The sequence below is a fragment of the Nonomuraea sp. NPDC004354 genome, assembly GCF_053602555.1.
In genome coordinates, this window is sequence record NZ_JBSGDV010000029.1 from 66889 (window position 1) to 82550 (window position 15662).

Genomic DNA, 15662 nt, shown 5'->3' on the forward strand with positions numbered 1-15662 from the left:
CCCTCCCCGCCCCGTCGCGGCCCGGCGCCCCGATTCCGCGGGCCGCCAGGTCACGGCAGGACCGGTCGCGGCACGGCCGGTCATGGCACGGCCGGTCGCGGCGGGGCCGGGGTCAGAAGGAGACGCCGCAGCGCAGGATGACGTTGGCGTACGGCCGTGCCTCACCCGTCCGCACGGCGAGCCTGACCTTCCCGGCCATGCGTTTGAGCTCCTCGTGCGGCACGTGCACGAGGCCGGGCAGCCGGTCGGCGAGCATGGCCGCGCAGGCGGGGTTGGCCTCGGCCACCTCTCCCGCGGCCACCGCGCCCTCGACGACGAGCTCGGCCAGCAATCCGTCCAGCACGGCCGCGAAGGACGGCACGCCGGCCACGAACGCCAGGTCGACGGTCTCGACCTCACGCGGGATCGGCATCCCGCTGTCGCAGACCAGCACCTGGTCGGTATGGCCGAGCCTGGCGAGCTGCCCGGCCAGGGCGCCGTTGAGAATCCCCGAGCGCTTCACAACTCCTCCAGCCGCGGATACGAGCTCTGCGCGCCTTCACGGCGCACGGCGGCCGCGCCCACCCGCACGGCGAAGGCGGCAGCCTCGGTCAGGCTGTCGCCGCGGGCCAGGCGCCAGGCGAGCGCGCCGGTGAAGGCGTCGCCCGCCCCGGTGGTGTCGACCGCCTCCACCCGAGGGCTCGGCACGGCGGTGACGGCGGCCCCCTCCTTCTCCGCCACCACGGCGCCCGCCGCGCCCAGCGTCACCACCACCGACCGCGCCCCGAGCCCGAGCAGCGCCCGAGCCATCCCCGCGGCCCGCTCCGAGGCCCCCTGCGCGGCCCCCTCCGCGCCCCTCTCGGCGGCCCCCTCTGCGGCCCCCTCTGCGGCCTCGGAGAGGTCCCCGGAGCGGGCCGGAGCCGAGGCCCCGGCAGCGGGCACGGCAGCGGGCACGGCGACAGGCCCGACGGGGTCGTCGGGAACGCCGGCCGCCATGCCTGGGACCGCGGGCGCGACGGCGAGCAGGAAGGCGGCCTCGTGCTCGTTGACCACCAGCGGGTCGGCCAGCGCCAGCAGCTCGGCGGGCAGTTCTCTCGGCGGGGAGGCGTTCAGCACCGCCCGGCGGGCGGCGCGGGCCGCCGCCGTCACGGTGTCGAGCGGGATCTCCAGCACGAGCGAGACCACCGGCGCCTCCGCCAGCAGCGGCGCCGCGGCCGCCACGTCCGCCGGTGTGAGGCGCGCGTTGGCGCCCGGCGAGACGATGATGCTGTTGTCGCCGTCGGCGCCGACGGTGATGAGCGCGACCCCGCTGGGCCCGTCGGTGGACAGGACGTGCCCGGTGTCGACGCCCTCGGCGGCCAGCCCCGCGGCCAGGCGCGTGCCGTACTGGTCGGATCCGGTCCTGGCCAGCAGGGCCGCGTGCGCGCCGAGCCTGGCGGCCGCGACGGCCTGGTTGGCGCCCTTGCCGCCGGGAAAGGTGCCGAGGTCGGAGCCCAGCACCGTCTCACCTGGTGCGGGCCGCCGGTCGACCCGCACCACGAGATCGGCGTTGACCGACCCCACGACCACCACGTCCATGGCTCAGCTCGTGAACTCGGAGAGGTTGTCCTTGGTCGCGACCTTCACCGGAACGGCGACCACCTTCTGCAGGCTCTCGCCCTTGGCCGCCTTGACCGCGTTGCCGACGGCCTGCTGGCCGAGGAGCTTGGGCTGCTGGGCGATGCTGGCGGCGAGCGTGCCCGCCTGGATGGCCTTCAGCCCGTCGGGCGTGCCGTCGAAGCCGACGACCTTGACCTCCGCGCCGGCCTTCGCGCCGAGCGCCTTGATGGCGCCGAGTGCCATCTCGTCGTTCTCCGCGAACACGCCGGTGATGTCGGGGTGCGACTGCAGGAGGTTGGTCATGACGTCCAGGCCCTTGGTGCGGTCGAAGTCCGCGGGCTGCTGGGCGACCACCTGGATGTTCGGGTAGGCCTTGATGCCCTCGGTGAAGCCCTGGCCCCTGTCGCGCGAGGCGGAGGTGCCGGGCACGCCCTGCAGTACCACGACCTTGCCCTTCTCGCCCATCTGCTTGGCCAGCTCCTGCGCGGCCAGCTTGCCGCCCGCGACGTTGTCGGAGGCGACGGTCTGCGCCACCTCGGCGCCGTTGACGCCGCGGTCGGCGGCGATCACCGGGATGCTGACCCGGTCGGCCGCCTTGACGGCGGGCGCGGCGGCGTCGGAGTCGACCGGGTTGATGACGATCGCCTTCATGTTCTGGCTGGTGAAGTTCTGGACCTGGTTCACCTGCTGGGAGGCGTCGTTCTGGGCGTCGGTGACGGTCAGCGCGACGCCGAGCTTCTTGGCCTCCTCCTCCGCGCCGGCGCGCAGCTGCACGAAGTAGGGGTTGTTCAGAGTAGAGATCGACATGCCGATCTTGATGTCGCCGGAGCCGCCGGCGGGAGTGGAGCCGCCGGAACCGCTGGAACCGCCGGAACCGCAGGCGGCGAGACCGAGCGCGAGCGCGGCGCCTGCCGCGATGATGCCGAGTTTCATGATGGTGCTTCCCCTCAGTTGGCTGATCTGCGGCGCAGGGTGTCGACGAGGACCGCCAGGGCGATCACCACGCCGATCACGACCTGCTGCCAGAAGGCGGAGACGGACAGGAGGTTGAGGCCGTTGCGCAGGACGGCGAGGATGAGCGCGCCGACGAAGGTGCCGAAGGCCCGGCCCTTGCCGCCGGACAGGCTGGCTCCTCCGATGACGACGGCGGCGATGGCGTCCAGCTCGTATCCGGCCGCGGCCTGCGGCTGGGCGGAGGCCAGCCGGCTGGCCAGGACGATGCCCGCCACGGCGGCGAAGCCGCCCGACAGGGCGTAGGTGACGAGCTTCATCCGGTTGACCTTGATGCCGGACAGCCTGGCGGCCTCCTCGTTGCCGCCGATCGCGTACATCGCCCGGCCCGCGTAGGTGCGGTTGAGGATGACCGCCGCGATGACGCCCATGACGAGCATCACCAGGACGGGGACCGGCAGGTAGCCGGCGACGGTGTCGCCCACGTGGGAGACCGCGTCCGGCATGGCGATCGGGCTGCCCTCGGAGATGACGAGCGCAAGGCCTCTGGCGATGCCGAGCATGGCCAGAGTGGCGATGAACGGGGGAAGCTTTCCGTACGCGATGAGCGCGGCGTTGGCCAGGCCGCACGCCACGCCGACGGCCAGCCCGAGCAGCGTGGCCAGCGGCCACGGCAGGCCCGAGGTGGTGGACAGGTAGGCCAGCGTGATCGCCGACAGCGCCGCCACCGAGCCGACCGACAGGTCGATGCCGCCGGTGATGATCACGAATGTGGCGCCGAAGGCGAGGATGGCGGTCACGGCCGCCTGCACGCCCACGTTGAGCAGGTTGCTCACGCTGAGGAAGTCGCTGGACAGCAGCGACAACGCGACCGCCAGGACGACGAGCGCGACGAGCGCGCCGTTCTCCGAGAGCCAGCCTCTCGCTTTATCGGACACGAGTACCCTCCACCTCGGTGACGGCCAGCGCCATCACCGCGTCCTGTGTCGCCTCGTCGGCGGGGAGTTCGCCGACGAGCCTGCCCCGGGCCATGACCAGCACCCTGTCGCTCATGCCGATCACCTCGGGGAGATCGCTGGAGATCATGAGGACGGCGTCGCCCGAGGCGGTGAGTGAGTTGATCAGTTGGTAGATCTCGACCTTGGCGCCCACGTCGATGCCGCGCGTGGGTTCGTCGAGGACGAGCACGCGGACGTCGGCCAGCAGCCACTTGCCGATGACGACCTTCTGCTGGTTGCCGCCGGAGAGCGTGCGGACCTCCTGCTCCAGGCCGCTCATCCGGACGCCGAGCTGCCCGGCGACCTTGGCCGCCGCCTTGCGCTGGCCGGTGCGGTCGACGAAACCGGCGCGGCTGGCCCTTCCGAGGGTGACCAGGCCGAGGTTCTCGGCGATGTCGGCGCCGAGCACCAGCCCCTGGCCCTTGCGGTCCTCCGGCACCAGGCCGAGTCCCGCCTCCATGGCCGCGTCGATGTCGCCGCGCGGCAGCCGCCTGTCGCCGACCGTGACCTCGCCCTCGTCGTAACGGTCCGCGCCGAAGATCGCCCGGGCGAGCTCGGTACGGCCCGCGCCCACCAGCCCCGCGAGCCCGACGACCTCGCCCGCCCGCACCTCGAAGGAGACGTCCTCGAACGCGCCACGCCTGGTCAGCCCCTCCACCTTGAGCAGCGGCCGCCCGGGCGGCTCGGCCTCGCGCGGGTACTGCTGGTCGATGGGCCTGCCGACCATGAGCCGGACCAGCTCGTCCTGCGGCGTGTCGGCGGGCACCTCGGCCACCGAACGCCCGTCGCGCAGGACCGTCACCGTGTCGCCGATCTGGGCGATCTCCTCGAGGTGGTGGGTGATGAACACGACGGCCACGCCGTTGTCGCGCAGCTGCCTGACGATGGCGAACAGCCTGTCGACCTCGCTCGTGGTCAGCACGGCGGTCGGCTCGTCCATGATGAGGACGCGCGCGTCCAGCGCCAGCGCCTTGGCGATCTCGACCATCTGCATGCGGGCGATGCCGAGCGTGCCGATCCTGGTGCGGGGGTCGACGTCCAGGCCGACCCGGTCGAGCAGTTCCCTGGCCTTGTCGTGCATGGCCTTGACGTCGACGAAACCGAACCGGCGCGGCGGGCGGCCGAGCGAGAGGTTCTCGCCGACGGTCAGGTCGGGCACCAGGTTGAACTCCTGGTAGATGGTGGCGATGCCGAGCCGCTGGGCGTCGCCGGCCGTACGGATGTCGACCGGCCGCCCGTCGAGCAGGATGCGCCCCTCGTCCGGGTGGTAGGCGCCGGACAGCATCTTGATCAGCGTGCTCTTGCCCGCGCCGTTCTCGCCGAGCAGCACGTGCACCTCGCCCGTGCGCAGGGCCAGATCGACCCCGTCGAGGGCGAGGACACCGGGGAAACGCTTGCGCAGGCCCTCGACCCTGAGGATCTCCTGGCTCATCTCACGCACCCTTCCTCTCGCAGGACCTGCGGATGACCAGCTCGGCGGGCAGCGCCACCGACTCCGCCGGCCGTCCCGCGACGCGGTCGAGCAGCAGCCGTACGGCCCGGCGGCCGAGTTCGGCGGTCGGCTGGGCGATCGCGGTGATCGGGGGGTCGACGTGGACGAACCACGTCACGTCGTCGAAGGAGGCGACGGCCACGTCGTCGGGGATGCGCAGGCCGCGCGCCCTGATCTCGTCGAGCCCGCCCAGCGTCATCAGGTTGTCGCCGAAGAAGATCGCCTCGGGCGGCTCGGCCAGGTCGAGCAGGCGCGCGGTGATCGCCCTTCCGCTGCCTTCGCGGAAGTCGCCGGCGGCCAGGTAGTCCGGCCTGACCTCGAGGCCGGCCCCGGTCATCGCCGCGACGAACGCGTCGGTCCGCTCCCGGCCGGTGGACAGGGTGGCCGGGCCGGAGGCGAAGGCGATCCTGCGGTGACCCATCTCCTTCAGGTGCGCCACCAGCCCGGCGATGGCGCGCGCTCCGTCGGCGCGCACGAACGGCACGTCGAGGCCGCTGATCGTGCGGTCGAGGAAGACCAGCGGCCTGGCGGTGGAGACGAGCTCCTGCACCAGCGGGGTCACCTCGGCGGTGGGGCAGATGAGCAGGCCGTCGACGCGCTGTCCCACCAGGGTGCGCACGTAGTGGTCCTGCTCCTCGGCACGCTCGTCGGCGTTGCCGATGATGACGGTGTAGCCCGCGCGCCTGGCCTCGTCCTCCACCCCTCTGGCCAGTTCGGTGAAGAACGGGTTGAGGATGTCGCCGATGATCAGGCCGAGTGTCCTGGTCGCCTCGGTGCGCAGCGACCGGGCGACGGCGTTCGGCACGTACCGCAGCGCCGACATGGCGGCGTAGACGCGGTCGCGGGTCTCCGGGGTGACCGACGGGTGGTCGTTCAGCACGCGGGACACCGTGGCCACCGAGACGCCCGCGTGTGCGGCCACGTCCTTGATGCGTGCCATGCGTCCTCCATGAAATCGATTACATCACCTTAGGTAATCGATTACATGGAAGTAAACGGCAAAAAGATGTGACCCGCATCACATTTGACCGGATATTTCGGGAGATGTGGTGATTGGGACGGCCGCCTGACCCGAGCAAGCGCTCGCCTTACTCCAGGGATGTCACGATGCGATCTCAGTCACCCGACTGGCCGGTGAGACTGGTGAGGTTGTAATGCAATCGCCGCCGTTTTCGGGCACGCGGCTTTCCAAATAGCCATAAACTCCGCGCCGTGAGCCTGCCTGTACGTGAACGTTCCCCCCGGCCCGGCGGCGGTCGCCACCGCCGGCCCGTTCCCACGTCCCTGCCACCGGACGCCCCCGTCCTGCTGCTCGTCAATCCTGGCGACGCCGGCGAGCCGGCCGCCGAGATCGCCGCGCTGGTCCGGGTCGACAACCCGCACATCGAGGTGCGGCTGGCCACACTCCATGACCTGGCAGACCAGCTCCCCCAGGATCGCGGCGCGATCGTGGTCCCCCTGACGCTCTGGTCCGACCCTCGCGTCACCGAGGAGACCACCAAGATCATCGCCGCGACCGGCAGTGACGCGACCGTCACCGACGCACTCGGCCCGCACCCGCTGCTGGCCGAGGCCCTGCACATCAAGCTCGCCGAGAAGGAGCTGGCCAGGGCCGACCGCATGCGCCTGCTCAGCGTCTCCAGCCCCGTCGACGCCGTCATCCTCGGCACCGTGGGCGGGGAGCAGGCCGTCCACGCCGCGCAGGCCACCGCCGTCCTGCTGGCCTCCCGCCTGACGCTGCCCGTCGTGGCCGCCTCGCTCGACAGCGAACCCGGTGTGGCCGTGGCCGCCGAGCGCCTGCGCGCCGCCGGGGCCGAGCGCCTGGCCATCTCCCCCTGCCTGATCGGCCACGAGACCGACGCCTCCGTGCTGGAGTCGGCGGCCGCGAGCGTCAAGGCGGGCTACGCCGACCCTCTCGGCGCCCACGGCGCGGTGGCCGAACTTGTCGCGCGAGCTTACGGCAGTCAACTGGCGACTTGACAACACTTGTGAAGATCGTCCCCTAGGCGTTACCGTCTGCGCATGCGCAGCGTCCACGTCACCGGCAAGCGGCTGGGGCTGCGCGAGGTGTCGGCCGAGGACGTCGACGCTCTGCATGCCGTCTACGGCGATCCCGCCGCGACCCAGCACCTGCCGTTCGACCCGCGGACCCGCGCGGAGGTCGTCGAGATCGTCAGCGAGGCGGTCGCGGCGGCCCTCGCCAGCCCCCGCCGCCTGTACGTGCTGGCCGTCACCGAGGCCGACGGCCACGACGTGATCGGCGTGGCCCGCCTGCACATCGAGGCCGACCACCCGCACAGCGCCGAGATCGGCCTCGGTCTCAGGCCCGACCTGTGGGGGCGCGGCATCGGCACCGACCTGTTCCGGCTGGTGCTGACCTTCGGCTTCAAGCACCTCGGCCTGCACCGCATCTGGGGCGCCCGCGCTCCGGCCAACACCGCGGCCCAGCTCGCGATGCTGGTGGCGGGAATGGTCGAGGAAGGCCGCATCCGCCACCACGTCCACACGCCGCACGGGTGGCGCGACTCCATCGTCCACTCCGCCCTGTCCGACGAGTGGCCCGCCGACCGCGCCCTCTGACCCTTCGCACCTGCCCGAGGAGCGGCCCGCCGTTCCTGCCTGCCGATCGTGTCCCCAGCCGTTCGCGCTCTCCGGCCGTTCGCGCCTGCCCGGCGGGCGGCTGCCGATCGCGCTCTCCGGCTGTTCGTGCCTGTCCGGAGAGTGGCCCGCCGGCCGCGCCGCCGTTCGCGCTTCTTCCCTGTCCGACGCGCGGACCGCCGGCCGTCCTCTTCAGCCGTCCCGTACGGCGAGCCGTTCCTCTCGGGTCCGAGCGCGACGTCGCCCGGCCTGCGACGGCGGACCGGCGATGACGGACCGGCGCCCCGGCGATCCCCGAGCGGCCCGCCCGCTCAGGCGGCCACTTCCATCTGACCCGCCTCGCCGCCTGACCCCGCTTGGAACACCTGGACGAGCAAGTCCCGAGAACCCGCGCGGATAGGCCGGGCTTGGAGCCCACAGTCGAGCCGTGGTGCGCCCCGATCCGCCACCACTTCGGGGCTGGTGATCGTCAGTAGAAGGATGTAACGGGTTTGAGGGTGTGCCGGGGTTGGTGGGATGTCAGTGCAGGCGCCTAGTGTGCCGGCCATGGAGACGATCTACCAGACATGGGCGGAGGCGGTCGCTCTGTTCGAGCGTCACGGCTTCCCGAAGGCGTCCTACGACAACCTGGACGAGGACGAGTACATCCTGCACCCGGGGCCTGCGGCGTTGCCCGGCTCGCTCTGGCTGGACGACCACCAGTACCGGCACCAGAATCCCTGGATCAAGGCAGGCGGCCGACCCGAGTACGAGGGAATCGACGGCGCGGTCTCCGGATACGTCATCGACGGCGACCTCCACGTCGACGGCAACATCCTCAACCTGGACCACGGCAGCCCGTCGCTGATCGTGCTCGGCGACCTGAAAGCTGCCAACCTCGTCCTCACCGGCACCTCACACCTCCTGGTCCAGGGCGACATCCACGTCGAGACCTTCCTCGGCAACTCCACCGACCAACACGTCGACGTCCTCGGTGACCTGCGTGCCACTCTGGCGATCATGTGGGACGAGTTCCTTCCCGAGATCGGCGGACGTCTGCGCGGGCGGGCTCTGGTGCCCGACTATCTCGACCTCGACGGCTGTGGCCTGGCCGTCGAGGATCCGCCGGCGCGCGTCGGCCTGTCCGATCTTCTGGTGCCAGAAGTCCTCATCGCCGACGGCGACGACCCCGGGGAGGACCTCTACCTCGCCGATACGGGCCTGCGCTACGAGCATATGATCGACCGGCTGGTGCGGGGGCTGCCGGTGGTACGCGGTGGGCGCACCGTCGCCCCGCTGGAGGAACTGCCGCCGAAGAGGTAAGAGATCCTGGAAGACAGAGAGGGGTCATGGCTGACGACAACGACATACAGGAAGACATCCTGTACGTCCACGAGGTCCAGGGCACCGTCTACTTCCTGCTGATCGTCTACAAGCCCGGGCACGCGGCCCATGCCGCCGGCTACGTGTTCCGGCGCCCGGCGGGCAGCGACGGCCCCGCCGAGAACGTCCTGGCCACGAACGACACGCTGCGCGAGATGTGGTGTTCGCCGCAGGGGAATCCCTGGCTGACGAGCACCACCGGCCTGGTCTGGACCACGGCGCCGGTGGCCTGGCCGGACGGGGAGGAGATCGCCGACCTCGAGTTCGATGTGCCTGACGGCGATCTCACCTGGCGGCATGCTGAGTTGCCGGCGCAGGAATCCAACGGCTCGCGCCCCAACCCGATGGCGATCTGGGGAGTTCGGAGCAGGACGTGCATGTCGGCACCTTCGGCGGCGTGCTCTACCACTGGGACGGCGAGGTCTGGACCCAGCACCATCCGGGTCTCAGGAAACCCATCGGCGGCATCCGCGGACGAGCCGCCGACGACGTGTACGCGGCGGGGTACGGCAGCACCATCCTGCACTTCGACGGAGAGCGGTGGCGTGTGCTCGAGGATCCGGACGGGGCGGCCACCGAAGACACATTCACCGGTATCGCGTTCCTCCCGGGCGGCGACGTGCTGATCAGCGGCAAGTCCCGGGGCGGGCGCGTGCTGCGCGGATCGGCGAACCGGGCTTCACCGTCATGGGCCGCCACGGACTGTCTCTGATCGACATGGCCCCGGTGGATGGCCGGCTGTTCCTCGCCGCGGGCAAGAGCGGCGTGGCGGAGCTGACCGCCGACGGCGTGCGGCTCCTGCGCGACGACCTGACACCTTGGTCGGTCGCCGAGGGCCACGGGCGGGTCTACTTCACCATCACTCCCGGCGACGCCGCCTATGCCGAACTGGACCTCGCCACCGGCCAGTGGCGGCAACTCAGCTACTGACCACGCACGATGTCCTCACCACCGCTGAGGAGAGGGCGACGTGCGCTCTCCACCTGAGCCCTGGGCCATTCGCATCATCGCAGTTCAGGGCGCTCTTCCTGCTCCTGACCAAACGCCGGACGCCTGGGGTGTGAAGAGCACGAGGCAAGGACCGTGATCGGGTGGGCGGTGGCCCCGTTGTGCCGAATGGCGGCGGTAAGCGCCAGGAAGCGCCCTGGATCACCCGGCGCGGCAGGGGCCCGACCAACGGAGGCAGACGGGGAGCCGGCTCATCGCATCCAGCACGACCCGGCTGCCCAGCGGCTCCTGGAGCCGGACGACGCCCTCGCCGGATGCGCCGACGCCCGCACACAGCCCATTACCGATGTGCTCGTGGACCTCGATTCCGAGGATCACGACATCGGGCCGCTCGTCGACCCGTAGGCGGACAGTCGGCGTCTTCTCACCGAGGCAGACGCCGTAGTCGTAGCTCACCCGCAGCGTGCGCTCGTCGAGCACCTCGAAGCCGCTGATGTCGGAGGACAGGTGGTCACCGACGGCCTCCTCGACGGTGCCGAGCGTGGCCTGGTCGACCGCGGCGTGGTCGACCGGGCCTGGCAGGTTCGAGAAGGACAACCGCCACGCCGGAACAGTGGCCATGCCGCGCAGGGTCCGCAGGCGCATGGTCGTGAAGGTAGCGGCGGTCATCTTGTATGCCCGATCGTCCTGAGCGGAGGCCTCCATGTCGTAGGGGGACAGTTCGATCAGTGCCTGGCGTGCGCTGATCACGGGAACCCGCATGGTGGAGCCGTCGTCCCAGCGGATCCATGCCTCCTTCGGAGTCGCGGGGAGCGGGACGGCCACGGCGAAGCCGTACTCCTCATCACTCGAGATCCGCTCCGCCACGTCCTGCCGCATCTGGCTGAGGTCCTCCGTCGGCACGAAACCGTTGCGCCAGATCTCCGCCGCGCCGCTGGTGCGCCAGGTCCAGACAGCACGGACGGCGTAGTCATCGAATGTGAGCCGGCGAGAAAGGAGGTGGTCGCCGCCGGCAAGCGCGGTCACGGTCAGGAGCGTCACCAGTAATCGCAGCATCCGAAGATTATCGAGGGTTCCTCGGATCGTCGGCGCACCCTATGGCCGGCTCGACCTCGAACTGCACGGCACCCGTACCCCCGACCGGCTCGGTGCGTGGGACCGCCTTCCAGCGCGAGAATGCCGGGCCCCAGGCGCCGTTCGGCCGCTCCGCCCTCCCGCCAAGGGACCCTGTCACAGATATGGCGTCACACATATGGCGGGACAGCATGACCTCGTCCTGAGCCCCTTTCGTCCCAGGCGTGCGCAGACGTCATCGGCCCCCGTACAGGGAAAGCCGTCCTGCCCGAGTACGTCGCCACCTTGACGAACCGCCGATTTCCCTGACACATCGACGATTGCGACATATAACTCGAATCCTCATCTATTGACATGAAACCGGCATGCAAGTCAGTGGGCCTAGAAATGTGGACATAGCTCACCAGAGCTTCACTCCACCACCACAGCTCTCCAGAGCAGCCAACAGAAAGAGATATCTCATGGTCGACATCAAGAAGGTCGTCGCCGGCGTCACCCTCGCCGCTTCCGCACTCGTCGTTCCGATGGCCCTGGCCGCCCAGCCCGCCAGCGCGGCCACCTCCTACGTCATGGGGGGAGACGACGGTGGCCACGGCAAGAGGGTCGAAGTCCACAACGAGGGCGGCAACCTCGGCCACGGCAACGGCGGCAACGCCAACGGCGCCCACGACAGCTCCGCTCCGGGCGGCAACGGCGGCAGCAACAACAGCGGTGACATCAACATCGGCAACGGCTGACGCCCATGAGACCAGGGATCACGATCCCTGGTCCACCTGAGAGGCGGTCGACGCGAACAGCGTCGGCCGCCCTTCTCATGCGCGCGGCAAAGCACTGGTGCTCTCCTGCATGCGGCAAAGCACTGGCGCTCTCATGCGTACGGCGACGCACGGAGCGCGGCGACGGGACGGTCGCAGCCTTTCCGGCCTCCTCGGACACGTCCACCTGCCCCCGCCCAGGGCCCGCACGAGTTCAACGAATCGCAGCGCTGCGCAGCGATTCCGGCATATCGACTAAACGTGCTGTTAATCACATGAAACCGGCATGCAAGTCAGTGGGCCTAGAAATGTGGACATAGCTCACCAGAGCTTCACTCCACCACCACCACAGCTCTCCAGAGCAGCCAACAGAAAGAGATATCTCATGGTCGACATCAAGAAGGTCGTCGCCGGCGTCACCCTCGCCGCTTCCGCACTCGTCGTTCCGATGGCCCTGGCCGCCCAGCCCGCCAGCGCGGCCACCTCCTACGTCATGGGGGGAGACGACGGCGGCCACGGCAAGAGGGTCGAAGTCCACAACGAGGGCGGCAACCTCGGCCACGGCAACGGCGGCAACGCCAACGACGCCCACGACAGCGACCTCCCCGGCGGCAACGGCGGCAGCAACAACAGCGGTGACATCAACATCGGCAACGACTGACATCCATGCGACCAGGGATCGCGATCCCTGGTCAGCCAGAGAGGCGGCCGACGCGAACAGCGTCGGCCGCCTTTCTCATGCGTGCGGCCACTCCTGGGCGCGACCGCTCGCGTGCGTATGGCCACTTCAGGCTCGTGGCCGCTTTCATTCGTGCGGCCACTTTCACGCGCTCGACGGCGAACCGCCCTGCCGCGGGGACACCCTCCCCGCAGGCCTGTCTCTGCCCGAACGAATCCCGTCCAGGGCTCGCAAGGGTCCGGCGAATCGCCGGTTTCCCCGACAGGAACGGCGATGCAGATATTTCGCATGCCATCCGTTAACTGCATGAAAGGGGCATGCAAGGACTCCTCGGTACAAATATCCACATAGCTCCCCGGAGCCCAGAAACATACCACCTAAGGAGAACCTCATGCTCGACTTCAAGAAGGCCTTCGCCGCCGCCACCATCGCCGCCTCCGCGCTGGCCGTCCCCGTGACCATGTCGGCCCAGCACGCCGCCGCCCAGCCCACCACCACCGTCGCCCATACCGCCGAAGCCACCGGCTGCGGGCCCAAGTTCGTCAAGAAGGTCAACAAGAAGGTCATCAAGATCGACAACCGCGGTGGCAACATCGGCAACGGCAACGGCGGCAACGCCAACGGCGCCAGCGGCAACCAGCCCGGCGGCAACGGCGGCAGCGGTAACAGCGGCAACATCAACATCGGCAACGACTGAGCCCGCCATCATGCCCAACCGCACAGCGGGCAGCAGCCGGCAGTTAGACACCCCACCACGGAGGCGGTCGACGCGAAGAGCGTCGGCCGCCTTTGTCGTGTGCGACGACCGCCCATGGTCGTGCCCGCCTCTCCAGCGCCACACGCCGTCCGCGCGCTTGCCGGTGGACTCGGGACGCCGTCCGGTCAGGTTCACGGGGCCAGGCCGTAAGGGTTGAGTCGTACAAGCCCATTACATCAGTCTGGTCACCGTGAAACACCCCACCGATGTACGGCAGGCGGACGACGTCGCGACGCTCGCACGACCTCAAGCCCGCACGTCCGCCTGCGCCCAGATCAGCCACCGACGACGCGCATGAGACCACGTTCCTGGATCCCGCCCACCGGACCGCAGCGCGTCCTCGTCGCGGCCACGTTCGTCAACGCCGTGGGCAGGGGCGCCTACCTGACCGCCGGGGTGCTGTATTTCACCCAGGCCCTCCACCTACCGGCCCACCAGGTCGGCGCCGCCCTCAGCGTCGCGGGCCTGCTGTCGCTGGCGGCCGGTCCGCCCAGCGGCCACCTGGCCGACCGGATCGGCGGCCGCGGCCTCTACATCGTCACCCTGCTGTGCGGGGGACTGGCGACGGCGGCGTTCGTCATGGCCACCGAGTTCTGGGGGTTACTCGCTGCGGCCTGCGCGAGCGCGTGCGCCTCCACCGCGGGCCTGGCCGCACGGGGACCACTGATCGCCCACCACAGCCCGGACCGCCCGCAGGAGTTCCGCGGCCGGCTGCGCTCGGTGAGCAACATCGGCATCTCCATCGGAACCCTCCCCGCGGGGTGGGCCGTCCAGGTCGGCACCCGCCCCGCTTACGTGGCGCTCATCCTCGCCGCGGCCGCGACCTTCCTCTGCGCGGCGGCGATCGTCGCCTTCCTCCCGCCCACTCCTCCCGTACCGGCACACAACGGGCCGCGATGGATCGCGCTGAGAGACATCCCCTACGTGACCCTGACCGTCCTGGACGGGCTGATGGCCGTGCAGTTCAAGGTGCTCACCATCGCGGTCCCGCTGTGGATCGTCGCCGCCACGTCCGCTCCCCACTGGCTGATCAGCGCGACGATGCTGGTCAACACCGCCATCGTCGGACTGTTCCAGGCACGGACCGCCAGAGGCGTCGACACGCCGGCGGCGGCGGGCCGGGCCATGCGCCGGGCCGGGACGACGTTCCTGATCTCCTGCACGATGATCGCGCTCGCGGCCGGCATGCCGCCATGGGCGGCCGCCGCGATGCTGCTGGCCGGCGTCGTGGTGCACACCGTGGGTGAGCTCTGGCATGCCGCCGGAGGCTTCGAGCTGTCATTCGCGCTGGCCCCACCCCACGCGATCGGCCAGTACCAGGGATTGTTCAGCATGGGCATGGGCGGCTCCGAATTCGTCGGCCCGGCCCTGGTCACCGCGCTGTGCATCGAGTGGGGACAAGGTGGCTGGGTCGTTCTCGGGATCGCGCTGGCGGCCGTCGGCCTGCTCGTCCCGCCCGCCGCCCGCCTCGCCGGACGCCGGGTCGCGCCGGCGACCGAAAGCAGTCTCCAAGCCGCCCGGTAACCGGGCAGCTTCTTCGGTCCGGCCGGTGGCGCGGTCCCGTCCGACCGCCCACCGCCGACCCCCGTCCGATGCCGGCCGAGCGTGACCGCGTGACCGCGTGGCCGCGTGGCCGCGGGCCGGCGGGGGCCGCTGAAGGGAAGGGCATGCCGTACGGCGAGGGCGGAGTCACCGCCTTCGGGTGGCCGCGCCCACCATGCCGCTCACGCCGCAGCTCGTGCCGGCCGGGATGGTCAGAACAGCCGAGATGGCCGGAACCGCCGGGATAGCCGGAACCGCCGGGATAGCCAGACCGGCCGGCGGCGCCGTACGGACCGCCCAGCGGGTTTCGGCACGGCCATGCTTGCCGATCTCCTCCCGCCCTTCCGCCGCGCGGAGATCACGCGACGCCGGCCCTCTCATCGGCCCGGCCGCGTGTGGTTCGTGGCGGCGGCCTTGCTGACGGCACTCGCAGACCTGGCGCGATGAGGGTCGGCTCGCCATCGCCCCCGGTCCGCACGGTCCACGAAACCGGTCACACCGCCGGCATCGCCGCCCCCGTGATGAGCCCGAGCCGCGACGGGCGCCGGCGGGCGCGAGAATGCGCCGCTGAAGCCTGGCGCAGGCCACGCTGCTTGCCTCCGATTCGGCGAAGCGGGATGAAAGCGCGGCGGAAAGAGCCTGCGCGCGCCCCGGGAATCCGTGCCGGAACGGAGCCGAGTCGGCGTTGTCCAGGACTGGCAAGCGTTTCCGGCATCACCGGTATCCCCGACAGGAACGGCGATGCAGATATCTCGCATGCCATCCGTTAACTCCATGAAAGGGGCATGCAAGGACTCCTCGGTACAAATATCCACATAGCTCCCCGGCGCCCAGAAACACACCACCTAAGGAGAACCTCATGCTCGACTTCAAGAAGGCCTTCGCCGCCGCCACCATCGCCGCCTCCGCCCTGGCCGTCCCCGTGACC

At 70.4% G+C, this 15662-nt stretch carries 15 protein-coding genes and 1 pseudogene; 9 read left to right on the forward strand and 7 right to left on the reverse strand.

Annotated elements, in window-relative coordinates; all coding sequences use genetic code 11:
• Positions 1-112: 112 nt before the first annotated feature.
• The 5 genes and pseudogenes from rbsD to ACWENQ_RS42755 all read right to left on the reverse strand — a co-directional run bounded on the left by rbsD (position 113) and on the right by ACWENQ_RS42755 (position 5959).
• Complete coding sequence (gene rbsD / locus ACWENQ_RS42735) at positions 113-502, reverse strand: D-ribose pyranase (RefSeq protein WP_354920722.1); 390 nt, start codon at positions 500-502, stop codon at positions 113-115.
• On the reverse strand, positions 499-1557 hold the full coding sequence (locus tag ACWENQ_RS42740; protein WP_452419378.1) for a ribokinase: 1059 nt from the start codon (positions 1555-1557) through the stop codon (positions 499-501). Before ACWENQ_RS42740 ends, rbsD begins: the two co-directional genes overlap by 4 nt.
• Before the next feature lie 3 nt (positions 1558-1560).
• Positions 1561-3467: pseudogene (locus tag ACWENQ_RS42745) on the reverse strand (ABC transporter permease/substrate-binding protein).
• Entirely contained in the window at positions 3457-4959 is a 1503-nt protein-coding gene (locus tag ACWENQ_RS42750; RefSeq protein WP_449930926.1) for a sugar ABC transporter ATP-binding protein, read from the reverse strand. The pseudogene ACWENQ_RS42745 and the gene ACWENQ_RS42750 overlap by 11 nt, the downstream one beginning before the upstream one ends.
• Before the next feature lies 1 nt (position 4960).
• Entirely contained in the window at positions 4961-5959 is a 999-nt protein-coding gene (locus tag ACWENQ_RS42755) for a LacI family DNA-binding transcriptional regulator (protein WP_449930928.1), read from the reverse strand.
• Between the two features lie 272 nt (positions 5960-6231).
• Here ACWENQ_RS42755 and ACWENQ_RS42760 point away from each other — a divergent pair, with 272 nt between their 5' ends.
• The 3 genes from ACWENQ_RS42760 to ACWENQ_RS42770 all read left to right on the forward strand — a co-directional run bounded on the left by ACWENQ_RS42760 (position 6232) and on the right by ACWENQ_RS42770 (position 8919).
• Positions 6232-6999 (forward strand): sirohydrochlorin chelatase, encoded by a 768-nt coding sequence (locus ACWENQ_RS42760; protein ID WP_449930930.1) that lies wholly within the window; start codon positions 6232-6234, stop codon positions 6997-6999.
• Positions 7000-7041: 42 nt separating this feature from the next.
• Positions 7042-7599: a GNAT family N-acetyltransferase gene (locus ACWENQ_RS42765; RefSeq protein ID WP_449930932.1), complete on the forward strand. Its 558-nt coding sequence runs from the start codon at positions 7042-7044 to the stop codon at positions 7597-7599.
• 564 nt (positions 7600-8163) lie between these two features.
• Entirely contained in the window at positions 8164-8919 is a 756-nt protein-coding gene (locus ACWENQ_RS42770; RefSeq protein WP_452419379.1) for a hypothetical protein, read from the forward strand.
• Between the two features lie 139 nt (positions 8920-9058).
• Here ACWENQ_RS42770 and ACWENQ_RS42775 read toward each other — a convergent pair whose 3' ends face one another.
• Complete coding sequence (locus tag ACWENQ_RS42775; RefSeq protein ID WP_449930936.1) at positions 9059-9268, reverse strand: hypothetical protein; 210 nt, start codon at positions 9266-9268, stop codon at positions 9059-9061.
• A gap of 84 nt (positions 9269-9352) precedes the next feature.
• Between ACWENQ_RS42775 and ACWENQ_RS42780 the strand changes: the two genes are divergently transcribed.
• Positions 9353-9691, forward strand: a complete 339-nt coding sequence (locus ACWENQ_RS42780; RefSeq protein WP_449930938.1) for a hypothetical protein — start codon at positions 9353-9355, stop codon at positions 9689-9691.
• Positions 9692-9696: 5 nt separating this feature from the next.
• A complete protein-coding gene (locus tag ACWENQ_RS42785) occupies positions 9697-9909 on the forward strand; it encodes a hypothetical protein (RefSeq protein ID WP_452419380.1) in 213 nt (70 codons plus the stop codon).
• A gap of 219 nt (positions 9910-10128) precedes the next feature.
• On the opposite strand, the gene ACWENQ_RS42790 is transcribed toward ACWENQ_RS42785, so the two are convergent.
• Entirely contained in the window at positions 10129-10983 is an 855-nt protein-coding gene (locus tag ACWENQ_RS42790) for a hypothetical protein (RefSeq protein WP_452419381.1), read from the reverse strand.
• Positions 10984-11462: 479 nt separating this feature from the next.
• Here ACWENQ_RS42790 and ACWENQ_RS42795 point away from each other — a divergent pair, with 479 nt between their 5' ends.
• The 4 genes from ACWENQ_RS42795 (at position 11463) to ACWENQ_RS42810 (ending at position 14716) form a co-directional block, all read left to right on the forward strand.
• Positions 11463-11738: a hypothetical protein gene (locus tag ACWENQ_RS42795; RefSeq protein ID WP_449930944.1), complete on the forward strand. Its 276-nt coding sequence runs from the start codon at positions 11463-11465 to the stop codon at positions 11736-11738.
• A 403-nt stretch (positions 11739-12141) separates the two neighbouring features.
• Positions 12142-12417 carry a hypothetical protein gene (locus tag ACWENQ_RS42800; RefSeq protein ID WP_452419382.1) on the forward strand — a complete coding sequence of 92 codons (276 nt, stop codon included), beginning with the start codon at positions 12142-12144 and terminating at the stop codon, positions 12415-12417.
• Positions 12418-12826: 409 nt separating this feature from the next.
• On the forward strand, positions 12827-13132 hold the full coding sequence (locus tag ACWENQ_RS42805) for a hypothetical protein (RefSeq protein ID WP_449930946.1): 306 nt from the start codon (positions 12827-12829) through the stop codon (positions 13130-13132).
• Positions 13133-13486: 354 nt separating this feature from the next.
• Positions 13487-14716: an MFS transporter gene (locus ACWENQ_RS42810; RefSeq protein WP_449930948.1), complete on the forward strand. Its 1230-nt coding sequence runs from the start codon at positions 13487-13489 to the stop codon at positions 14714-14716.
• Positions 14717-15662 lie beyond the last annotated feature (946 nt).